Below are 21,857 nucleotides of genomic sequence, written 5' to 3' on the forward strand. Positions count from 1 at the left end.
CCGTTCGCTCCCGGGAGGTACTCCCATGTCGCCACTGTCCGCACCGGCCTCGCGTTCGCCCCTGGTCCGCGGCCTCGCCACCGCCCTCGCGGCCGGCGCGCTCGCCACCGCCGTCGCCGTCACACCCGCCGCCGCGAACGACGAGTGGGGCGGCGACGCCGGCTCCACGTCCGCCGTCACCGGCGGCGGGAACAGGGGAGGAGACGGGGGAGGAAGCGGCGGCGGCGCGTGGGGCGGGAGCGACGGCCGCCAGGAGCAGGGCCGCTACCGGGGTGTCGTGACGGCCGACCGGCTCGCGCTGCGCACCTCGCCGAGTCGTGGTGCGGACGTCATCCGGTACGCCCGCCGGGGCGAGGTCGTCTCCATCTACTGCAAGACGCCCGGCTCCAGGGTGCAGGGCAACCCGCTGTGGTACCTCCTCACGGACGGCACCTGGGCCTGGGGGGCGGCCCGGTACATCGACAACATCGGCCCCGCGCCGCGCTGGTGCTGAGCCGGACGCCGCGCACACCACACCATTTGGGTAAGTTCCGGACATGACCAAGGCCGGAACCGGAACCGGGATCACCGTGGCACAGGCGGACACCCCCGCTCCCGTCGCCCGGCTCCCCCGGCGCCGGGGCATCGAACTCGCGCTCATCCTCATGGCCGTCCTGCTGTCGGTCTTCGGCTACTGCAACGTGGGCCTCGCCCAGCACGACGCCCTTCCTCCCGGCGCCGCCGGTTACGGCGCCGGGCTCGGGGTGCTCGCGCTCCTCGCCCACCTGGCGGTACGGCTGCGCGCCCCGTACGCCGATCCGCTGCTGCTGCCCATCGGGGTGCTGCTCAACGGCCTCGGCCTGGTGCTGATCTACCGGCTCGACCTGGAGACCCCCGGCGACCGGGCGGCCCCGACCCAGCTGGTCTGGTCGACGCTGGGTGTCGCGCTGTTCATTGTGGTCGTCCTGCTCCTGCGCGACCACCGGGTCCTGCAGCGCTACGCCTACGTGTGCGTCGCTGCGGCGCTCGCCCTGCTCACCGTGCCGATCTTCTTCCCGGCGGTGAACGGCGCCCGCATCTGGATCCGGATCGAGGGCTTCTCCATCCAGCCCGGCGAGTTCGCCAAGGTGCTGCTCGCGGTGTTCTTCGCCGCCTACCTGGCCGCCAACCGCAGCGCGCTGGCCTACGCGGGCCGCCGGGTGTGGCGGCTGCAACTGCCCACCGGCCGGGTGCTCGGCCCGATCCTGGCGGTGTGGCTGGTCAGCGTCGGCGTCCTGGTCCTGGAGCGGGACCTGGGCACCTCGCTCCTCTTCTTCGGCCTGTTCGTGGTCCTGCTCTACGTCGCCACCGGCCGCACCGGCTGGATCGCCGTCGGGCTGCTGCTGGCGTCGCTGGGCGCGGTCGCCGTGGGCTGGCTGGAGCCGCACGTGCACAGCAGGGTGGAGGACTGGCTGCACCCCTTCGCGTCCATCGAGGCGGGCCACGGCCCGAACCAGCTGGCCCAGTCCCTCTTCGCCTTCGCGGCGGGCGGGGTGACCGGCACCGGTCTCGGCCTCGGCCACTCGGTCCTGATCGGCTTCGCCGTCAAGTCGGACTTCATCCTGGCGACGGCCGGCGAGGAGCTGGGCTTCCTCGGCCTGAGCGCCGTCTTCCTGCTGTACGGGCTGCTGGTGGAGCGCGGCTACCGGGCGGGGCTCGGCGCCCGCGACCCCTTCGGCCGGCTGCTCGCGGTCGGACTCTCCTCGATCGTCGCGCTCCAGGTGTTCGTCATCGCGGGCGGGGTGACCGGGCTGATCCCGCTGACCGGCATGGCGATGCCGTTCCTGGCGCAGGGCGGGTCCTCGGTCGTCACCAACTGGGCGATCGTGGCGCTGCTGATCCGGGTCAGCCACGCGGCCCGCAGCCAGGCCGGCGGGCGGGCGGAGCCGTGAGCGGGGGGCAGCTGCGGTGACCCGGAACATCCGGCACGCCGCCGTCTTCTGCGCCCTGCTGCTGGTCGCCCTGGTGGTCAACGCGGCCCGGGTGCAGATCGTCCAGAAGCCGGAGTACGACGACAACCCGGCCAACCGCCGCCCCGACATCGCCCGCTACCAGCAGCCGCGCGGCGACATCCTGGTCGGCGGCGGGGCGGTCACCGGCTCCCGGGACACCGGTGAGCACCTGCGCTTCGAGCGGACCTACGCCGACGGGCCGATGTACGCGCCGATCACCGGCTTCGCCTCCCAGGCGTACGGGACGACGCTGCTCGAACACGCCGAGGACGGCCTGCTGTCCGGCGCCGACCCGATGCTCGCGCCGCTGCCGCTGTGGAACGACGTGACGGGGGCCCACAACCCGGGCGGCGACGTGGTGACGACGATCCACGGGGCCGCGCAGCGGGCGGCCTTCGAGGGGCTCGGCGGGCGCAAGGGCGCGGTGGCCGCGATCGAGCCGGCCACGGGCCGCGTGCTGGCCCTGGTCTCCACCCCCTCCTACGACCCGCAGTTGCTCTCCGGCAACAGTGCCGCGGCCACCCGCACCTGGAAGCGGCTGAACGCCGACCCCGACAAGCCGATGCTCAACCGGGCGGTGAGCCGGACCTATCCGCCGGGTTCGACGTTCAAGGTGGTCACCGCGGCGGCGGCGCTGGAGGCGGGGGTGATCCGGGACCTGGACGCGCCGACCCGCTCCCCCGACCCGTACACCCTGCCCGGGACGCGGACGAAGCTCACGAACGAGGCCGACGGGTGCCGGAACGCCTCGCTGCGGGAGGCGTTCGAGTGGTCCTGCAACACGGTGTTCGCCAAGCTCGGCGTGGACGTGGGCGTGCGCGGCATGACGGCGATGGCGGAGGCCTTCGGCTTCAACGACGACGGACTGCGGGTCCCCTTCCCCGTCGCACGGAGCACCTTCGACACCAGCGTGGACCGGGCGCAGCTCGGCCTGTCGTCGATCGGCCAGTACAACACCCGGGCGACGCCGCTGCAGATGGCGACGGTGGCGGCGGCGGTGGCGGGCGGCGGCCAGGTGCGCTCGCCGTACCTGGTGGAGCGGACGCTGCGGGCGGGCGGCAGCCTGGTGGCGGCGGCCGGGTCCCGGCCCTCCCGCGAGGTGATGCGCCCCTCGACGGCCGCGCTGCTCAAGGAGCTGATGACCGGCGTGGTGGACAAGGGCACCGGCGCGAAGGCGGCGATCCCCGGCGCCACCGTCGGCGGCAAGACCGGCACCGCCCAGCACGGCGTCGGCAACTCGGGCACGCCGTACGCGTGGTTCATCTCCTGGGCGCGGGGCGCCGGGGACATCGAGCCGAAGGTCGCGGTGGCGGTGGTGGTCGAGGGCACGGCGTCGGACCGGCAGGGGGTCAGCGGAGGCGGGCTGGCGGCGCCGATCGCGCGTGCGGTGATGGAGGCGGTGCTCGGGGGATGAGACGGGGGTACCGCCGGCCGAAGCTCCCGACCTAACGTTCGGTACATGACTGAAGACGCCGTGCACGAACTCGCCCAGGTCAACATCGCCCGCCTCAAGGCCCCGCTGGACTCACCGCAGTTGAAGGACTTCGTGGACGCGCTCGAACCGGTGAACGCCGCGGCCGACGCGGCGGACGGCTTCGTGTGGCGGCTCCAGAGCGAGGGCGGCGACGCCACCGACATCCCGGTCTTCGGGGACTCCTGGCTGATCGTCAACCTGACCATGTGGCGGGACGCGGACGCCCTGACGGCGTTCATGTACCAGGGGCGGCACCGGAAGATGCTGGCCCGGCGGCGCGAGTGGTTCGAGCGGCCGGCGGAGGCCGTCACCGCCCTGTGGTGGGTGCCCGCGGGCCACCGCCCGACGGTCGCGGAGGCGGAGTCCCGCCTGCGCCACCTGCGCACCCACGGCCCCACGCCGTACGCCTTCACCCTGCGGACGTCCTACCCGGCCGGGGCGTCGGAGCCGGTCCCGGGCGAGGTGCCGGAGGGGCTGGACTGCTCGGTCTGAGGACCTGAACACCTCTCACTTCTTTACTCGCGGTCAACAAGTTCCGCGCAGGGGATTGACGAGCTTACTGACACGCAGTCTCATAAGACGGAGCAAGCTGGAGTGACCGCGGGTAACACGATCCGTTCGACGAGGTGGGACACAGCCATGACGACCCTGACGGAAGCCGACGCGCTCGAGGGCCTGCGCGACGCGCTCGGCCTGCTCAAGGACCGGGAGCAGGTGGCCGAACGGCTGCTCGACTCGTCCGCCAAGCACTCCTTCGACCCGGACAAGGAGCTGGACTGGGACGCGCCGTTCGAGGACGGCAAGTGGTTCTGGCCGCCGGAGCTGGTGTCGCTGTACGACACGCCGATGTGGCAGCGGATGAGCGAGGAGCAGCGCATCGCGCTCTCCCAGCACGAGGCCGCCGCGCTCGCCTCGCTCGGCATCTGGTTCGAGCTGATCCTGATGCAGCTCCTGGTGCGGCACATCTACGACAAGGCGGCGACGAGCGCCCACGTACGCTACGCGCTGACCGAGATCGAGGACGAGTGCCGGCACTCGAAGATGTTCGCCCGGCTGATATCGCGCGGGGAGACCCCGTGGTATCCGGTGAGCCCGGTCCACCAGCACCTGGGGCGCCTGTTCAAGACGATCTCCACCACGCCCGGCTCCTTCACCGCCACGCTGCTCGGCGAGGAGGTCCTGGACTGGATGCAGCGCCTGACCTTCCCGGACGAGCGGATCCAGCCGCTGATCCGGGGCGTCACGCGCATCCACGTCGTGGAGGAGGCCCGGCACGTGCGGTACGCCCGTGAGGAGCTGCGCCGGCAGATGGTGACGGCCCCGAAGTGGTCGCAGGAGTTCACCCGGGTCACCTCCGGCGAGTTCGCCCGCGTCTTCTCCAAGGCCTTCATCAACCCCGAGGTCTACACGAACGTCGGCCTGGACAAGCGGGAGGCCCTGGCCCAGGTCCGGGCCAGTGGCCACCGCAAGGAGATCATGCAGACCGGCGCGAAGCGCCTGACCGACTTCCTGGACGACATCGGCGTCCTGCGCGGCGCCGGCCGCAAGCTGTGGCGGTCCTCGGGCCTGCTGGCCTAGGGCCTGTCCGGCGGATCAGGTCGCAGGAAAGACACGGCACCTCATTGTCGCTGGTGAGCGGGGTCTGGTGCGTGCAGCTGCAAGGCGGAGGAGGGCGTCGACGCGATGGGGGTCCCCCCGCGCGAGCGCAGTCGAGCGTGGGGGAGTCGGCAACCGACGACAACGCCGCAGATGGGCGTGCCAGACCCCGCGTCTGCGGCATGATCCGCCGGACAGGCCCTGGTTCGGCCGGTCCGCCTCGCCGACGTGGGTGGATGCCCGGTCGTGCGGGTTACGCTGCGGTTCATGACCCCGCAGGCCCCCACCCCCGCCTACCGCCGCCTCAGCGTGGAGGAGCGCCGCGTCCAGTTGCTGGACGCGGCGCTCGCCCTCTTCGCGCACCGGCCCCCGGAGGAGGTCTCCCTGGACGACGTCGCCGAGCAGGCGGGGGTCTCGCGGCCGCTGGTGTACCGGTACTTCCCCGGCGGCAAGCAGCAGCTGTACGAGGCCGCGCTCAGCTCCGCCGCCGACGAGCTGCGGCTCTGCTTCGACGAACCCCGCAAGGGCCCGCTGCTGGCCCGGCTCTCCCGCGCCCTGGACCGCTACCTCACCTTCGTCGACGAGCACGACACCGGCTTCAGCGCCCTGCTGCGCGGCGGCAGCGTGGTCGAGACCTCGCAGACCTCGGGCATCGTGGACGGCGTACGCCGGGCCGCCGCCGACCACATCATGCGCCACCTGGACGTCGCCGAGCCCGGCCCCCGGCTGCGGATGACCGTCCGGATGTGGATCACGGCGGTGGAGGCGGCCTCGCTGATCTGGCTGGACGAGGACAAGCAGCCGCCCTTCGACGAGCTGCGGGACTGGCTGGTGGAGCAGTTCCTCGCCGTACTGACGGTCACCGCCCGCCGCGACCCGCAGAGCGCGGCGCTGGTCGAGACGCTGGCGGCGGACCTCTGACACCGGGCGGCGGCCCGACAGGGGGACGACGGCTTCCGGCACCCGGGCCCCGATCACCGACACTGGAGCCGTGAAGAGCGAAGACACCCCCTTCGAGGGCGGCCCCATGGACGGCCGCGTGCTGCCCGTCCTGGTCGGCATGACCGGGCACCCCCCGAAGACGTACCGCATCCCCGTGCCGGACCCGGACGGCGGCCCGCCCACGGTGCTCGTCTACCGGCGCGTGCCCCGCGACTCCCGGGGCGGGCTGCGGTTCGCCCGCTGGAAGTACGCGTACGCCCCCGAGGGGGCGAAGGGCTCCGGCCGGAAGTGGCCCTGGTCGAAACCGGAGCGTCCGTCGGCCGCCGATCCAGACGCCACGCCGGGTGGCAAGCCGGACGACGCGGACGGGTGACCCCGTTGCGCCGATCCGCGCACACTCGGCGCGCGAAGCCCGCCGACCCGCCACATGCTCACCGTGCGGAGCGGACCCGCCGCCCCGCAGCGGAGGTGATGGCGTGTCAGGAAGGCTGCTGCGTCTGGTGTGTACGGCGGCGCTCACGGCCGGGATCGTCCTCGCGCCCGTGCCCGCCGCGGCCGGACCCGAACCCGGACCCGGACCGGCCGAGGGGGCGGCCGGCGACCGTACCGTGGCCGGACTGCTGACGGACCTCCAGCGGCTGTACCGGGAGGCGGAGCGGGCCACCGAGACCTACAACGGCACCGAGGAGCGGCTGAAGCGGCAGCGCGCCCGGGTGCTGCGGCTGAACGCGGAGCTGACCCGGACCCGGCTGTCGCTGCGGGACAGCCGAGGCGCGGCCGGGCGGCTGGCCCGGCAGCAGTACCAGAACAGCAGCGACTTCTCCCCCTATCTGCGGCTGCTGCTCGCCCGCGACCCGCAGCACGCGCTCGACCAGGGGCATGTGATCGGCAGGCTGTCCGAGGAGCGGGCCGAGACGGTGGGGCGGCTGACCGGCGACACGAAGAAGGCCGACGAGCTGGCCGGGCGGGCCCGCGCGGCCCTGGCCCGGCAGGCCGCCCTCGCCGAGCGCCAGGAGAGGGAACGGGACGGCGTGCGCGAACGCCTGCGCGCCGTCGAGGAGCTGCTCGCCTCCCTCACCCCGGAGCAGCTGGCCGCCCTGGCGGAGCTGGAGAAGAGCGGGATCGCCGAGGAGCAGGAGCGGTTCCTGGCGTCCGGCGCGCTCGGCGACGACGCCAAGCCGTCCGCCGGGGGCGAGAGTGCGGTGCGCTTCGCGGTGGAGCAGCTCGGCAAGCCGTACGAGTGGGGCGCCGAGGGCCCGGCGTCGTACGACTGCTCGGGGCTGACCTCGGTGGCCTGGGAGCGGGCCGGGACGCCGATCCCGCGCACCAGCCAGGAGCAGTGGGCCCGCCTCGACCACGTGCCGCTGGACGAGCTGCGCCCCGGCGACCTGGTCGTGTACTTCCCCGAGGCCACCCACGTGGCGATGTACCTCGGTGACGGCATGGTCGTCCAGGCACCGCGCCCCGGCGCCGACGTCAAGGTGTCGCCGATCGCCGCCAACCCGGTCCTGGGCGCCGTACGCCCCGACCCCGGCGGGGAGCCGGTATTGCGCTACACGCCGCCGAGGCTTCCCGCCGGGGCGGCGAACGGGTCCGACGAGGGGTACGCGGCCTCCTACGCGCCCGCGGCGCCCGAGACCTCGGCCAGGTAGCCCTCGGTCTTCGCCGGGTCGTAGAAGAAGTTCTCGAAGTCCGACGGGTCGTTGAAGCCGTTGGCGAAACGGTCGGCGATGGGCTGGAGCTGCGTCGCCGCGCCGAACAGGTTGAGGATGTGCTCCGGCGGCGGGGCCAGCATGGTGTTGGTCCACTTGGTGACGTGCTGCGCCGTCTCCCAGTAGCGGTCGAAGGTCTGCCGCATCCAGGTCTCGTCGAACTCCTGGTCGCCGTGCTCGATGATCGAGGCGAGGTAGGAGGCGGCGCACTTGGACGCGGAGTTGGAGCCCTGGCCGGTGATCGGGTCGTTGGCGACGACCACGTCGGCGACGCCGAGGACCGCGCCGCCGCCGGGGAGGCGGCCGACCGGGTTGCGGACGGTGGGGGCGTACCGCCCGGCGAGGGTGCCGCCGGCGTCGGTCAGTTCGACCTTGGTGGCCCGCGCGTACTCCCAGGGGAGGAACTTCTCCATGAGTTCCAGGGTCAGGGAGAGGTGCTCCGCAGGGTCCTTGACGTCCTTGAAGGCGTCCAGCGGGCCGCCGGGTATGCCCTCCCAGAACAGGATGTCGGCGCGGCCGGAGGTGGTGAACGTCGGCATGATGAACATCTCGCCGACGCCGGGCACCAGGTTGCAGCGCACGGCCTCCGTCTCCGGGTGCTCGGGGCGCGGGCCCATCCCGTGCACGTAGGCGACGGCGAGGGCGCGCTGCGGTTCGCTGTACGGCGACCGCTCCGCGTCGCGGCCGAACATCTGGACCAGCTCGCCCTTGCCCGCCGAGACCAGGACGAGGTCGTAGGCACGGGAGAAGTAGTCGAGGTCGCCGACGGCCGCGCCGTGGATGACCAGCTGGCCGCCGCGCTGGGCGAAGGTCTCCATCCAGCCGGCCATCTTCACCCGCTGGTCGACCGACTGCGCGAAGCCGTCGAGGTGTCCGAGCCAGTCGATCGCGCGCTGCGAGGGGCCCGGGTCGAAGGAGCCGGGGGCCGCCACCGAGACGCCGAGTCCCTCGATCTTCGGGGCCTGGGACTCCCAGAAGTTCAGCTGGAGATCGCGCTCGTGCTGGAGTGCCGTGTGGAACATGCACTGCGTCGACATGACCCGGCCGGTGCGGATCTCGTCCGCGGTCCGGTTGGACATCAGGGTGACCTCGTAGCCGTGCGACTGCAGGCCGAGGGCGAGCTGGAGGCCGGACTGGCCGGCTCCGACGACGAGTATCTTCCGCATGCGGTTTCCGTCTCCTGGTCGAGGGCGTCTGGTCGAGGGCGTCTGGTCGGGGGTTCGTCTACTCGGGGGTTTCGTCGAGCGCGTGACCCACGAGGGACAAGAGGGTCTCGATGGCCGAGATCCGACGGCGCGCGTCCATGATCATGACAGGTATGTGCGCCGGGATCGTCAGCGCCTCCCGCACGTCCTCCGCCTCGAACAGCTCGCTGCCGTCGAAGTGGTTGACCGCGACGACGTAGGGCAGTCCGCAGCTCTCGAAGTAGTCGAGGGCCGGCCAGCAGTCCTTCAGCCGCCGGGTGTCGGCCAGGACGACGGCGCCGATCGCGCCGCGCACCAGGTCGTCCCACATGAACCAGAACCGCTGCTGGCCCGGCGTGCCGAACAGGTAGAGCACCAGGTCGTCGTCGAGCGTGATGCGGCCGAAGTCCATGGCCACGGTGGTGGTGAGCTTGCCCGGGGTGGCGGTGAGGTCGTCGGTCTCCTCGCTCGCCTCGGTCATCAGCGCCTCGGTCTGCAGGGGCGTGATCTCCGAGACGGCGGTGACCAGCGTGGTCTTGCCGACCCCGAAACCTCCCGCGACGACGATCTTCGTGGCGACCGGCGCGCGGGTGGGATCGGTCTGCCAGGGCTGCACGGGCCCGTCGGTGTCGACGAGCGGGGGGACGCCGAACGCGGCGGCGTCAGAGACGACGGAGTCCACTGAGCACCCTTTCGAGCAGAGCGCGGTCCGGGCGGCCCGTGCCGTGGCCGGTCCCGGTGCCGTACACACGGATCTTTCCCTGGTCCGCCAGGTCGCTGAGGAGCACCCGGACGACGCCGAGCGGCATCTTCAGCAGCGCGGCGATCTCGGCCACCGTACGCATCCGGCGGCACAGTTCGACGATGGCCCGCATCTCCGGCATCACGCGGGAGGTGAGACCGCCGTTCGTCAGTTCCCTGCGCTCCTCGGCGGCTTCGAGCGCGGCGGTGCCGGCGGTGGCGCCGACGAACGTCTCGACGAGCAGCACGTGACCGAAGCGGGTGCGGCCGCCGGTGAGCGAGTAGGGGCGTACGCGGGCCGGTTTGCGGTCGGCGCCGCGGACGGGGAGGTTGCCCCGGCCGTTAGTGCCGGGTTTTCCGGGACTGCTGCTCATCGGGCGCTCCCCGTCGGCTCGGACGACACGGACGACTCGGACGACTCGGACTCCAGGGACTTCCGCAGCTCGGTGCGGAGTTCGGGGGTCAGGACGTGGCCGGCGCGGCCGACGAAGAGCGCCATGTGGTACGCCACGACGCTCATGTCGCACTCCGCCGAGCCGTGCACGCCGAGCAGCGATCCGTCGCTGATCGACATCACGAACAGGCTGCCCTCGTCCATGGCGACCATCGTGTGCTTCACCGGGCCGAAGTCCATCAGCCGGGCGGCGCCGACGGTCAGGCTGCCCACGCCGGAGACGACGGTGGCGAGGTCGGCCGCGGAGCCGCGCGGGCCCGCCCGGGGCGTCTCGCGGGCCTGCCGGGCCTCCTCGTTGCGGCCGGGGTCCGAGGACAGGAGCAGGAGCCCGTCGGAGGAGACCACGGCGACCGACCGGATGCCGGGCACCTCCTCGACGAGGTTGGTCAGCAGCCAGTGGAGATTGCGGGCTTCACTGCTCAGTCCGAACGTACTGGGAGCGGTCAACTGCTTGCCTCCTCGACGGTGCCCCCCGTGGCTTCTTCGGTTGTGCCCGCCCCGGTGTCCGGCGCCTGGTCCTGCCCGGGGCGGTCGGCGATCTCCGCCTCGACGTCCCGGCGGCCGGCCTCCGCGCCGCGGCGGAATCCGCCCAGCCGCCGGCGGAGCGCGTCGGCGTCGACGGAACCCGAGGTGCGCGGACGCGGCACCGCGGCCGGGGTGGTGAGCTTCGGGGTCCGCTTGGGCAGGCCCTTGTCGGTGACCGGTTCGGCCCGCGTGGACGGGGCCGGTTCCTGCTGCCCGCCGGTCTCCTCCGCCGTGTCCGGTACGCGGTCGTGGGCGTCGGGTCCGATGGCGTACGGGCCGGGGTCGGTCTCCGGCCGGGTCTCCGGTTCCGCGAGGGCCGGCAGGAACAGGGCCATCGTGGCGTCGTCGGGGAGGTCGCTGCCGGGGGCGGGACCGTCCTGGGCGGACACCGTCTCCCCCGCGGGTTCCGGGGGCACCGGCCCGGCCGGGTCTTCGCGCTCGTCGGGTTCCGGAGTCTGCGGCGCGTCCGCGTGGGACGCGTCCGCCTCGGCACGGCGTACGGCTTCCTCCGCCGAGGCGACCAGCGGGTCGATGACCGGCTCGGCACCGGGGCCCGCGTCCTCCCCGGCACCTTGCTCCGCCGTCTCCGACTTCCCCGCCGTCCTAGCCTTCTCGGCCTTCTCGGCCGTCCCAGCCCTCTCGGCCGTCCCAGCCCTCTCGGCCGTCCCAGCCCTCTCGGCCGTCTCGGACTTCTCCGCCGTCTCGGACTTCTCCGTCCGCCCGTGCAGGACGTTGGAGTTGGCCTCCGCGTCGGCGCCGGGCAGGGAGAAGGAGCCGGTGCCGTCGGACACCGGCACGGTCGGGGCCAGCGCGGCCGGCGGGGCGGCGGCCAGCAGCGGGCTCGGCAGGACGACGACGGCAGCGACGCCGCCCTGCTTCTGCTCCCGCAGCCGTACCCGCGCCCCGTGCCGGTGGGCGAGCCGGGCGACGACGTAGAGGCCGAGCCCCAGACCGTCCTCGCCCTCCTGGTCGTACGGCGCGTCCGGGTCGAAGTCGGTGAGGCGGGCGTTGAGCCGCTGGAGGCGTTCGGTGGCCATGCCGATGCCCTCGTCCTGGACGGAGAGCATCACCTCGCCGTTCTCCAGGAGCCAGCCGGAGACCTCGACGGGCAGGTCCGGCGGCGAGAAGGAGGTGGCGTTCTCCATCAGCTCGGCCAGCAGGTGGGAGAGGTCGTCGGCGGCGAACCCGGCCACGTGGGCGTGCGGCGGCAGCGCGGCGATGCGCACCCGCTCGTACCGCTCGATCTCGCTGACCGCGGCGCGGACCACGTCGACCAGCGGCACCGGCGAGGCGCTGTGCTGGACGTGCTCGGTGCCGGCGAGGACGAGGAGGTTCTCGCTGTGCCGGCGCATGACCGTGGCGAAGTGGTCGAGCTTGAACAGGGTGGCGAGGCGGTCCGGGTCCTGCTCGCGCTCCTCCAGGCTCTCGATGACCGCGAGTTGCCGCTCGACCAGGCCGAGGGTGCGCAGTGCGAGGCTGACGAAGGTGGAGCCGATGCTCTTGCGCACCACCTCCAGCTGGGCGGCGGACTCGGCGAGTTCGGTGCGCAGTTCCTCGCGGGCGTCGGCCATCTTCTGCCGCTGGCCGACCAGGTGCTTGCGGTCGGACTCCAGCGTGGCGACCCGTCCGGCGAGCGTGGCGGCGTGCGTGTGCAGGGCGTTGACGGAGCGGACGACCTGCGCGAACTCGTCGTTGCGGCCGGTGAAGGCGACCGGCTCCTCGGTCGTCGGGTCCGCCGCGCCGGCCAGCCGGGCCGAGCCGCGGCGCAGCACCGACAGCGGGCGGGTGAGGGTGCGGGCCAGGGCGGTGGCGATACCGACGGCGAGCAGGATCAGGGCGCCGAGGACGGCGATCCGGATCTCCAGCGCGGTGACGTCGTCGTCGCGCAACTGCTCCAGGGCCGCGACGCGCTTCTCGTACAGGGCGGACTCGGCACCGCGCATCGCGTCGACGCGGGCGGAGAGCGCCGCGTCCAGCCGCTTGGTACTGGTGCCGAGGTCGCGGTCGGAGAGCGTCGGCTCGTCGGTGAGGCCGGCGAGGTACTTCTCGGCGGAGTTGACCTCGGGACCGGCGACCGTGGCGTCGAAGCTGCCGCGCGCCTCCTTGGGAGCGCCCTCGCGGAAGTCGGCGAGGGCCGCATCGGAGCGCACCCGGGCCTGCTGGGCGGCGGCGGCGAGGGCGTCGCGCTGCTCGGCGTCGGCGTCCGAGGAGGTGGTCGTCTCGGTCGGCAGGCCGGTGACCGGGTCGATGACGGTCTCGGTGGTGCTCGGCACGTTCAGGGCCGCCAGCAGCAGGCCGCGGGTGGCGGCGGCCTGCTGGACGGCGGTGTCCAGCTCGGCGAGGGCGTACGCGCCGGAGCCCGCGCGGGGCGGCATCTCCTCGCCCAGCTTCTCGGCCAGGGCGTGGAGTTCGGTGATCGCCTCCGAGTACGCCTGGTGGGCCTCCAGCGCGGTGCTCTTGCCGGTGAGGGCGGCGCGGCGCAGCGCGGCGACGGCGTCGAGGTCCTCGCGCAGGGAGGCGGGCGTGTCGGTGTCGGCGCGCAGCTCCTCCACCTGGCGGTCGACGCGGGCGCTGCGCTGCTCGGAGGGCGCCTTCGACTTGGGGCGGCCGGCCGCGATGTAGGGGGTGACCTCGTCGCGCTCGTCGGCCAGGGAGTGGGCGAGGGTCAGCGCGCCCTGGGTCTGCTCGGCGAGCGTCACCAGTTCCTGGGAGTCGTGCAGTTGCCCGGAGGCGGCCACGACCGAGGGGGCTCCGGCCCCGGCGACGGCGGCGGCCACGACGGCCACCGCGACGATGAGGCGGTTGCGTACGTGGGTGGCACGGCCCTTGCCGACGGGAGCCTCCGGCGGCGGCGGAGGGGTGGAGGTACCGGGGGTGCGCTCCGCGCTCCCCACGGGGGCCGTCTGCTTGCCTGTGCGACGAGGCCGCGTCTTCTGCACCGGTGCTCGCATTCCTGACTCGTGTACCCGTGGGCCCGGGTGGCGCTCCGTCAACTGGCCGGCCGGGGGCGCGTGCACCCACTGCCGGGCGCTGGGCTGTTCCCCGGCCGCCGGCCGCGCGTCGGGCGGGGAAACCGCGTGAGCGGGGCAGTCCCCCCCCCCACCGGTTCCCGACCCTCCCAGTGCCGGTGGGCGGTGAGCGCGCATCGTCCGACCCGCCACCCGAAGGAGTGAACCCCGGAGGGGAGTTGAGGAGCAAGTTCCCCCGGCGCATGCCGCACGGTAGCCCGGCGAGCCGGTTGGACGTCTGCGACGGGCGGTGGCACTATGTGCCGCCACGCACCGACGGATCTTGGAATTCCATCCCAAATCCGGCGCCTGACCTGCGTCGCCGCCTCGATTCCGGGAGAACCCGAGGAAGGTGCCAGCCTTTTGCGAACGCTGTGAAGGGGTCGTGCAGACTGGCCGGATGCGTACGGAACTCGTCTCGGAACCAGGCCTCGCCGACCAGCCCAACGAGGACTTCGCGAGCGTCGGACTACCCGCCTCGGGACAGGGTGGTTCACTCGTCGTCCTCGACGGTGTGACGCCGCCACGGACCGCGACGGGCTGTCTGCATTCCGTGCCCTGGTTCACCGCGCGCCTCGGTGGAGCGCTGACCGAACTGACCGTTTCACTCCCGGATCTTCCCCTCGCCGAGGCCCTGTCCCGCGGCATCGCGCGTACCGCCGCGGCGCACGCGGAAACCTGTGACCTTTCTCACCCGCGCACGCCGCAGGCAACCGTGGTCCTGGCGCGCTGGTCCGCGGCCGCCTTCGAGTACCTGGTCCTGTCCGACTCCGCCCTCCTGCTGGAGGCTCCCGACGGCACCCTCACCCCCGTCCTGGACGACCGGCTGGCCCGGCTGCCCCGCTCGGCCCTCGTGAGCGACGCGGTGATCGACGCCGGGCTGCGCAACAAGGAGGGCGGCTTCTTCACGGCCGCGGCCGACCCCGCCGTGGCGGCGCGCGCCGTGACGGGGGTGCTCCCGCGCGGTGCGGTGCGGACGCTGGCGGCGCTCACGGACGGGGCCGCGCGGTGGGTGGAGAAGTTCGGGGAGGGCGACTGGGCGGACTGCCTGGCGCTGGTCCGCAAGCAGGGCGCGCAGGCCCTGGTGGACCGGGTGCGGGAGCTGGAGCGCGCGGACGCGGCCGACGGCCGGGCGTTCCTCGGGCGCAGCAAGACGCACGACGACGCGACGGTGGTCTACGCCGAGTTGTGAGACGGACGGACGGCGCCGGTACTACTTCTCCATCCCCCGGTTGAGTTCGTGCAGCAGCCGGGCCAGTTCCGTCACCTCGCGCGGGTCCCAGCCGGCGAGCCGCCGGGCATACCGGGCGCGGCGGGCCTCCCGGACCCGGCCGACGCGTTCCTGGCCCTCCGGGGTCAGGGTGACCAGCCAGGCCCGGCCGTCGGCGGGGTCGGGCTCACGGGCGACGAGCCCGAGTTCCTCCAGCGCGCGCAGCTGGCGGGACATGGTGGCCTTGCCGACGCCGATGAAGGCGGCGAGGTCGGTGGCGCGCTGGCCGCCGCACTCGCCGAGCCGCACGAGCAGGCCGTACGCGGACGACTCCAGGTCGGGGTGGACCTCCCGGGCCATCTCGCCCTGGTTGGCCCGGGCCCGCCGCAGCAGGACGGTCAGCTCCCGCTCCAGGGCCAGGAACTCCGGTTGGTTCACACCACTGCCGGACAGGTGGGATTCGCCCCCGCGACCGCCGCCGTTCCCGTCTTCGTGCACGTCAGCCCCTGCCTCGATTTTCCGGTCCTGAAAGTTTCCGCCACGGGCCGCCATCGCCGCAGCTCGCCAAGTATTTCGCAGGCTTAGACCAACGGCGGCTCCCGGTCCTCTTCCACCCGCCGTTTCTACGTGCGTAGAGTCTTCACCGGACCTCCGGATGGCATGCGCACGCCATCCGTACACCATCCAGGGGTTCTCCCCACTCGCGCATCCCCCACGGAGCACCACCGAGCCATCGGAGGCACGTCATGCTCGTGCACAGATCCGGATCGGCCCGCGGACGGCGGTTCGCCGTCACCGGGATCCTGCTCGCCGCGTTCTCCCTCGTGTTCACCCTTCCCGCCGACGCCGCGTCCGCCGCGGACGTCCCGGCCCGCGGCTCCGCCCACATGGGCATGGGCGTCGCGGCCCACGACGGCGAGCACGGCACCCCCGTCCCGGGCCGCGCGGCCCAGACGGAGGGCGTCGACGTCTCCAGCCACCAGGGCAACGTCGCCTGGTCGACCCTGTGGAACAGCGGCGTCAAATGGGCCTACGCCAAGGCCACCGAGGGGACGTACTACACGAACCCCTACTTCGCCCAGCAGTACAACGGCTCCTACAACGTCGGCATGATCCGGGGCGCCTACCACTTCGCCACGCCGGACACGACGAGCGGCGCGACCCAGGCCAACTACTTCGTCGACCACGGCGGCGGCTGGTCCAGGGACGGCAAGACGCTGCCGGGCGCGCTCGACATCGAGTGGAACCCGTACGGGGCCACCTGCTACGGCAAGTCGCAGAGCGGGATGGTCTCCTGGATCCGCGACTTCCTGAACACCTACAAGGCCCGTACCGGCCGGGACGCCGTGATCTACACGGCCACCAGCTGGTGGACCCAGTGCACCGGCAACTACGGCGGCTTCGCCGCCAACAACCCGCTGTGGATCGCCCGGTACGCCTCGACGGTGGGCACGCTGCCGGCCGGCTGGGGCTACTACACGATGTGGCAGTACACGTCGTCCGGTCCGACGGTCGGCGATCACAACAAGTTCAACGGTGCGCTGGACCGCGTCGTCGCGCTGGCCAACGGCTGACGGCTCCTCCTCGCCCACGGGCGAAGGCCCGGGCCCCCTCACGGGACCCGGGCCCTGCCTCTTCCGGCCGCGTCCGTCACGCCGCGACCGGAACCTCACGCTCCGCACCGTTGGTCGCCGGTGCGAGCGCCAGCTCCAGGACCTGGCGGACGTCGGTGACGGCGTGGACGTCGAGCTTGTCCAGCACCTGGGCCGGGACGTCGTCCAGGTCCGGTTCGTTGCGCTTGGGGATGATCACCGTGGTGATCCCCGCCCGGTGCGCGGCGAGCAGCTTCTGCTTGACCCCGCCGATCGGCAGCACCCGCCCGGTCAGCGAGACCTCTCCGGTCATCGCCACGTCGGTGCGGACCAGCCGGCCGGACAGGAGCGAGGCGAGGGCCGTGGTCATGGTGACGCCGGCGCTCGGACCGTCCTTGGGGACCGCGCCCGCCGGGAAGTGGATGTGCGCTCCCCGGTCCTTGAGGTCCCCCACCGGCAGCTCCAGCTCGGCGCCGTGACTGCGCAGGAAGCTCAGCGCGATCTGCGCCGACTCCTTCATCACGTCGCCCAGCTGACCGGTCAGGGTCAGTCCCGCCGCGCCGGTCTCCGGGTCGGCCAGCGAGGCCTCCACGTACAGGACGTCGCCGCCCGCGCCGGTGACCGCGAGGCCGGTGGCCACGCCGGGCACCGCGGTGCGCCGCTCGGCCGGGTCCTGGGCCGACTCCGGCACGTGGTGCGGCCGTCCGATCAGCGGGCGCAGCTCGCCCTCGGTGACGGTGAACGGCAGCTCCCGCTCGCCCAGTTCGTGCTGGGCCGCCACCTTGCGCAGCAGCCGCGCGATGGACCGCTCCAGGGTGCGCACGCCCGCCTCGCGGGTGTACTCGCCCGCCAGCTTGCGCAGCGCGCCCTCGTCGACGGTGACCTCGTCGTCGTCCAGTCCGGCCCGCTCCAGCTGGCGCGGGAGCAGGTGGTCCCGGGCGATGACGACCTTCTCGTCCTCCGTGTAGCCGTCCAGGCGGACCAGCTCCATGCGGTCGAGCAGGGCCTCCGGGATGGCCTCCAGGACGTTGGCGGTGGCGAGGAAGACGACGTCGGACAGGTCCAGCTCGACCTCCAGGTAGTGGTCCCGGAAGGTGTGGTTCTGGGCCGGGTCGAGGACCTCCAGCAGGGCGGCGGCCGGGTCGCCCCGGAAGTCGGAGCCCACCTTGTCGATCTCGTCGAGCAGGACGACCGGGTTCATGGACCCCGCCTCCTTGATCGCCCGCACGATCCGGCCGGGCAGCGCGCCGACGTACGTCCGCCGGTGGCCGCGGATCTCGGCCTCGTCGCGGACGCCGCCGAGGGCGACGCGGACGAACTTGCGGCCCATCGCGTGGGCGACGGACTCTCCGAGGCTGGTCTTGCCGACGCCGGGCGGGCCGACCAGGGCCAGTACGGCACCGCCGCGCCGGCCGCCGACCACGCCGAGGCCCCGGTCGCCGCGCCGCTTGCGCACGGCCAGGTACTCGGTGATGCGCTCCTTCACGTCCTCCAGGCCCGCGTGCTCGGCGTCGAGCACGGCCTGGGCGCCCTGGATGTCGTAGGCGTCCTCGGTGCGCTCGCTCCACGGCATCTCCAGGACCGTGTCGAGCCAGGTGCGGATCCAGGAGCCCTCGGGCGACTGGTCGGAGGACCGCTCCAGCTTGTCGACCTCCTTGAGCGCGGCCTCGCGGACCTTCTCGGGCAGGTCGGCGGCCTCGACCCGGGCGCGGTAGTCGTCGGACTCCTCGCCCTCCTGCTCGCCGTTGATCTCGCGCAGCTCCTTGCGGACGGCTTCGAGCTGGCGGCGCAGCAGGAACTCGCGCTGCTGCTTGTCGACGCCCTCCTGGACGTCCTTGGCGATGGTCTCGGCCACGTCCTGCTCGGCGAGGTGGTCGCGCAGCTGCTGGGTGGCGATCTTCAGGCGGGCGACCGGGTCGGTGGTCTCCAGCAGTTCGACCTTCTGCTCGGTGGTCAGGAACGGCGAGTAGCCGGAGTTGTCGGCGAGCGCGGACACGTCGTCGATGGCCTGGACCCGGTCGACGACCTGCCAGGCGCCGCGCTTGCGCAGCCAGGCGGTGGCGAGCGCCTTGTACTCCTTCACCAGCTCGGCGACCTGGCCGGGCAGCGGATCGGGAACGGTCTCGTCGACCCGGGTGCCCTCGACCCAGAGCGCGGCGCCCGGGCCGGTGGTGCCGGCGCCGATGCGCACCCGGCCCCGGCCGCGGATCAGGGCGCCCGGGTCGCCGTCGGCCAGGCGGCCGACCTGCTCGACCGTGCCGAGCACGCCGGTGGCGGCGTGCGTGCCGTCGATGCGCGGGACGAGGAGGACGCGGGGCTTGCCGGGCTCGGACCTGGCGGCGGCCTGGGCGGCCTCCACCGCGGCCCGTACCTCGGCGTCGCTCAGGTCCAGGGGGACGACCATGCCGGGCAGGACCACTTCGTCGTCGAGCGGCAGCACGGGCAGGGTGAGCGGTGTGAAGGCGGCGGACTCAGCAGCCATGATCTCCCCTTCGGCAGTCAAGTTGAGTTACATCGACTCAATGAAAGGGAGCCCGGGATTGTTCCCCAAGCCCTGTTCGCTGTGAGCGATCAAGTACCGGGGGGCATTTCCCGCCTCTCGGGACAGCACCGCCGTACCGGCCCGCATTCCTCCGCCGGAGCGGGTGCCAGGATGGGCCGATGCCCCTCACTACCCACGACTCCCCCGAGGCCGCCGAGGCCCCCGAGGTGCTGGACCGCCGCGAGGGTCCGTACGGCGAGGTGGTCCTGCGCCGGCACGGGACGTTGCTCCAGATCATCGCGAACGGCTGCTTCCTGATGGACACCTCCGACGGGCGTTCGGAGCGGCGCCTGGTCGACGCGGCGGCCGACGCGCTGGCCGCCTCCGGCGGACGGACCGCTCCGCACCTGCTCATCGGCGGTCTCGGGGTCGGCTTCTCCCTCGCGCACGCGGCCGCCGACCCCCGCTGGGGCCGGATCGCGGTCGTCGAGCGCGAGGGCGCCATCATCGACTGGCACCGCGCCGGACCGCTGGCCGCGCTCTCCGCCGACGCGCTGGCCGACCCGCGCGCGGAGATCGTCGAGGCGGACCTGGTCGCGTACGTCAATGAGACATCCGACACGTACGACGCCCTGTGCCTGGACATCGACAACGGCCCCGGCTGGACCGTCACCGAGGGCAACGACGGGCTGTACGCGCCGTCCGGACTGGCGGGCTGCGCACGGCTGTTGAGGCCCGGCGGGGTGCTCGCCGTATGGTCCGCGCAGCCCTCTCCGGAATTCGAAGAAACCTTGCGTAATGCCGGTTTCCAACAGGTGCGTACCGAAGAGATCCCCGTTGCCCGGGGCGTTCCGGACGTCGTGCACATCGGCGTCGGGCCTGGATAGCAAAGGCGCGGTGACTCCCCGTACGCTGCTGCCCTGACGCGGATCATTCAAGCGTCAAGCGCAGTCATGGGATCACCCCACGGATTCCGGAAAGCACACCTCAGGGGCGGGCGATGGAGCAGACACAGACCTCCCACAACGGCACGGCCACCCAGGGCGCCCAGCGCCGGGTGCTGGTGGTCGAGGACGATCAGACGATCGTGGACGCCATCGCGACCCGTCTGCGCGCCGAGGGATTCCTGGTGCAAACGGCGGGCGACGGTCCGTCCGCCGTCGACACGGCCGAGGCTTGGCAGCCCGACCTGCTGATCCTCGACATCATGCTGCCCGGCTTCGACGGCCTGGAGGTCTGCCGGCGCGTGCAGGCCCAGCGGCCGGTGCCGGTGCTGATGCTCACCGCGCGCGACGACGAGACGGACATGCTGGTCGGCCTCGGCGTGGGCGCCGACGACTACATGACCAAGCCGTTCTCGATGCGCGAGCTGGCCGCCCGCGTGCACGTGCTGCTGCGGCGGGTGGAGCGGGCCGTGGTGGCCGCCTCCACGCCGCGCAGCGGCATCCTGCGCCTGGGCGAGCTGGAGATCGACCACGCGCAGCGCCGGGTGCGGGTGCGCAGCGAGGACGTCCACCTCACGCCGACCGAGTTCGACCTGCTGGTCTGCCTGGCGAACACCCCGCGCGCGGTGCTCTCCCGCGAGCAGCTGCTCGCCGAGGTGTGGGACTGGGCGGACGCCTCCGGCACCCGGACCGTGGACAGCCACATCAAGGCGCTGCGCCGGAAGATCGGCGCCGAGCGCATCCGTACCGTGCACGGCGTGGGCTACGCCTTGGAGACGCCGACGCCATGAGCAGCAGAGGACGGGAAGCCGCACGGAGGAACCCCGGCCCTCGGACCACCGGGGAGCCCTGGGGCGGCGTGCGCCCGTTCTCGATCAAGACCAAGCTGGGCGCGCTGGTCGTCACGTCGGTGCTGATCACCACCGGCCTGTCGGTGATAGCGGTGCACACCAAGACGGAGCTGCGGTTCATCACGGTCTTCTCGATGATCGCCACGCTGCTGATCACGCAGTTCGTGGCGCACTCGCTGACCGCCCCGCTGGACGAGATGAACGCGGTGGCCCGGTCCATCTCGCACGGCGACTACACCCGCCGGGTGCGCGAGAACCGCCGCGACGAGCTGGGCGACCTGGCCGTCACCATCAACCGCATGGCCGACGACCTGGAGGCCCAGGACCTCCAGCGCAAGGAGCTGGTGGCGAACGTCTCGCACGAGCTGCGCACCCCGATCGCGGGCCTGCGCGCGGTGCTGGAGAACATCGTCGACGGCGTCACCGAGGCCGACCCGGAGACCATGCGCACGGCGCTCGGGCAGACCGAGCGGCTCGGCCGGCTGGTGGAGACGCTGCTCGACCTCTCCCGCCTGGACAACGGCGTCATACCGCTGCGCAAGCGCCGCTTCGAGGTGTGGCCGTACCTGTCGGGCGTGCTGAAGGAGGCCAACATGGTCGCCTCCGCGCGCGCGGGCATCGCCTCGGGGTCCGGCAGCCACTCCCGCACCGACGTGCACCTGGCCCTGGACGTCTTCCCGCCGGAGCTGACCGCGCACGCCGACCCCGAGCGCATCCACCAGGTCGTCGCCAACCTGATCGACAACGCCGTCAAGCACAGCCCGCCGCACGGCCGGGTGACGGTCCGGGCGCGGCGCGGCGAGCTGCCGGAATCGCTTGAGCTGGAGGTTCTCGACGAAGGGCCCGGCATCCCGCGCTCGGAGTGGCGCCGGGTGTTCGAGCGGTTCAACCGGGGTTCGGTGTCGCGGCCGCACGGTCCGGGCAGCGACGGGGGCACCGGCCTGGGCCTCGCGATCGCGCGCTGGGCGGTGGATCTGCACGGCGGCCGGATCGGGGTGGCCGAATCCGAGCGGGGCTGCCGCATCCTCATCACTCTTCCGGGCCTGCCGTCGACGTCCGGTTGACGTAGGGTTCGAAGCGGAGCGTCAAGATCCACTGCGTCCGCGCTGGCAGACACGTGTGATCAGGCACGGCCCCGCGTTTTCGAGGCGCCGGGTCACGGTCTCCCGATC

The 21,857-nt window shown here is 72.8% G+C and carries 20 protein-coding genes; 13 read left to right on the top strand and 7 right to left on the bottom strand.

Translation table 11 applies throughout. From position 1 onward, the window contains the following. The first annotated feature begins 25 nt into the window (after nt 1-25). The 8 genes from R2E43_RS12020 (at nt 26) to R2E43_RS12055 (ending at nt 7,634) form a co-directional block, all read left to right on the top strand. Nucleotides 26-493 carry an SH3 domain-containing protein gene (locus tag R2E43_RS12020; RefSeq protein WP_003973668.1) on the top strand — a complete coding sequence of 156 codons (468 nt, stop codon included), beginning with the start codon at nt 26-28 and terminating at the stop codon, nt 491-493. Between the two features lie 43 nt (nt 494-536). After that, nucleotides 537-1,910, top strand: coding sequence for an FtsW/RodA/SpoVE family cell cycle protein (locus R2E43_RS12025; protein WP_016327268.1), 1,374 nt, complete (start codon nt 537-539; stop codon nt 1,908-1,910). Between the two features lie 16 nt (nt 1,911-1,926). Then, on the top strand, nt 1,927-3,384 hold the full coding sequence (locus tag R2E43_RS12030; protein WP_003973670.1) for a penicillin-binding transpeptidase domain-containing protein: 1,458 nt from the start codon (nt 1,927-1,929) through the stop codon (nt 3,382-3,384). 45 nt (nt 3,385-3,429) lie between these two features. Beyond that, nucleotides 3,430-3,936 (top strand): DUF3291 domain-containing protein, encoded by a 507-nt coding sequence (locus R2E43_RS12035; RefSeq protein ID WP_079021135.1) that lies wholly within the window; start codon nt 3,430-3,432, stop codon nt 3,934-3,936. A 147-nt stretch (nt 3,937-4,083) separates the two neighbouring features. Then, nucleotides 4,084-5,022, top strand: a complete 939-nt coding sequence (locus R2E43_RS12040; RefSeq protein WP_332056189.1) for an AurF N-oxygenase family protein — start codon at nt 4,084-4,086, stop codon at nt 5,020-5,022. Between the two features lie 285 nt (nt 5,023-5,307). After that, nucleotides 5,308-5,961: a TetR/AcrR family transcriptional regulator gene (locus tag R2E43_RS12045; protein ID WP_011030160.1), complete on the top strand. Its 654-nt coding sequence runs from the start codon at nt 5,308-5,310 to the stop codon at nt 5,959-5,961. A 70-nt stretch (nt 5,962-6,031) separates the two neighbouring features. Beyond that, nucleotides 6,032-6,355 carry a hypothetical protein gene (locus tag R2E43_RS12050; protein ID WP_003973674.1) on the top strand — a complete coding sequence of 108 codons (324 nt, stop codon included), beginning with the start codon at nt 6,032-6,034 and terminating at the stop codon, nt 6,353-6,355. 103 nt (nt 6,356-6,458) lie between these two features. Next, complete coding sequence (locus R2E43_RS12055) at nt 6,459-7,634, top strand: C40 family peptidase (RefSeq protein ID WP_332056190.1); 1,176 nt, start codon at nt 6,459-6,461, stop codon at nt 7,632-7,634. Here the strand turns inward: R2E43_RS12055 and R2E43_RS12060 are convergent. From R2E43_RS12060 to R2E43_RS12080, 5 genes are read right to left on the bottom strand one after another with little or no spacing between them, the layout of a single operon-like run. After that, nucleotides 7,598-8,860: a styrene monooxygenase/indole monooxygenase family protein gene (locus R2E43_RS12060; protein ID WP_003973676.1), complete on the bottom strand. Its 1,263-nt coding sequence runs from the start codon at nt 8,858-8,860 to the stop codon at nt 7,598-7,600. The genes R2E43_RS12055 and R2E43_RS12060 overlap by 37 nt on opposite strands. A gap of 58 nt (nt 8,861-8,918) precedes the next feature. Beyond that, nucleotides 8,919-9,560, bottom strand: coding sequence for a GTP-binding protein (locus R2E43_RS12065; RefSeq protein ID WP_003973677.1), 642 nt, complete (start codon nt 9,558-9,560; stop codon nt 8,919-8,921). Further along, a complete protein-coding gene (locus R2E43_RS12070) occupies nt 9,541-9,993 on the bottom strand; it encodes a DUF742 domain-containing protein (RefSeq protein ID WP_003973678.1) in 453 nt (150 codons plus the stop codon). The genes R2E43_RS12065 and R2E43_RS12070 overlap by 20 nt, the downstream gene beginning before the upstream one ends. Then, nucleotides 9,990-10,520: a roadblock/LC7 domain-containing protein gene (locus R2E43_RS12075; RefSeq protein WP_016327267.1), complete on the bottom strand. Its 531-nt coding sequence runs from the start codon at nt 10,518-10,520 to the stop codon at nt 9,990-9,992. The genes R2E43_RS12070 and R2E43_RS12075 overlap by 4 nt, the downstream gene beginning before the upstream one ends. Next, complete coding sequence (locus R2E43_RS12080; protein WP_332056191.1) at nt 10,517-13,549, bottom strand: sensor histidine kinase; 3,033 nt, start codon at nt 13,547-13,549, stop codon at nt 10,517-10,519. Before R2E43_RS12080 ends, R2E43_RS12075 begins: the two co-directional genes overlap by 4 nt. 457 nt (nt 13,550-14,006) lie before the next feature. On the opposite strand from R2E43_RS12080, the gene R2E43_RS12085 reads away from it, so the two are divergent. Further along, nucleotides 14,007-14,798, top strand: a complete 792-nt coding sequence (locus R2E43_RS12085) for a protein phosphatase 2C domain-containing protein (RefSeq protein WP_011030154.1) — start codon at nt 14,007-14,009, stop codon at nt 14,796-14,798. Nucleotides 14,799-14,819: 21 nt separating this feature from the next. Here R2E43_RS12085 and R2E43_RS12090 read toward each other — a convergent pair whose 3' ends face one another. Next, complete coding sequence (locus R2E43_RS12090; RefSeq protein WP_003973682.1) at nt 14,820-15,314, bottom strand: MarR family winged helix-turn-helix transcriptional regulator; 495 nt, start codon at nt 15,312-15,314, stop codon at nt 14,820-14,822. Nucleotides 15,315-15,562: 248 nt separating this feature from the next. On the opposite strand from R2E43_RS12090, the gene R2E43_RS12095 reads away from it, so the two are divergent. After that, complete coding sequence (locus R2E43_RS12095) at nt 15,563-16,390, top strand: lysozyme (protein ID WP_003973683.1); 828 nt, start codon at nt 15,563-15,565, stop codon at nt 16,388-16,390. Between the two features lie 76 nt (nt 16,391-16,466). Here the strand turns inward: R2E43_RS12095 and lon are convergent, their stop codons facing one another. Then, nucleotides 16,467-18,890 carry an endopeptidase La gene (gene lon, locus R2E43_RS12100; RefSeq protein ID WP_332056192.1) on the bottom strand — a complete coding sequence of 808 codons (2,424 nt, stop codon included), beginning with the start codon at nt 18,888-18,890 and terminating at the stop codon, nt 16,467-16,469. A 179-nt stretch (nt 18,891-19,069) separates the two neighbouring features. Between lon and R2E43_RS12105 the strand changes: the two genes are divergently transcribed. From R2E43_RS12105 to R2E43_RS12115, 3 genes are all read left to right on the top strand, one after another. Further along, on the top strand, nt 19,070-19,777 hold the full coding sequence (locus R2E43_RS12105) for a spermidine synthase family protein (RefSeq protein ID WP_030872645.1): 708 nt from the start codon (nt 19,070-19,072) through the stop codon (nt 19,775-19,777). A gap of 113 nt (nt 19,778-19,890) precedes the next feature. Further along, nucleotides 19,891-20,625, top strand: coding sequence for a response regulator transcription factor (locus tag R2E43_RS12110; protein ID WP_003973686.1), 735 nt, complete (start codon nt 19,891-19,893; stop codon nt 20,623-20,625). Beyond that, the gene (locus tag R2E43_RS12115; RefSeq protein ID WP_003973687.1) at nt 20,622-21,749 is read left to right on the top strand and encodes a sensor histidine kinase; all 1,128 of its coding nucleotides are present in this window, start codon (nt 20,622-20,624) and stop codon (nt 21,747-21,749) included. Before R2E43_RS12110 ends, R2E43_RS12115 begins: the two co-directional genes overlap by 4 nt. The last annotated feature ends 108 nt before the right edge of the window (nt 21,750-21,857 follow it).

Origin of the sequence: Streptomyces violaceoruber (genome assembly GCF_033406955.1) — a bacterium.
In the GTDB taxonomy this organism is placed as follows: Bacteria; Actinomycetota; Actinomycetes; order Streptomycetales; family Streptomycetaceae; genus Streptomyces; species Streptomyces violaceoruber.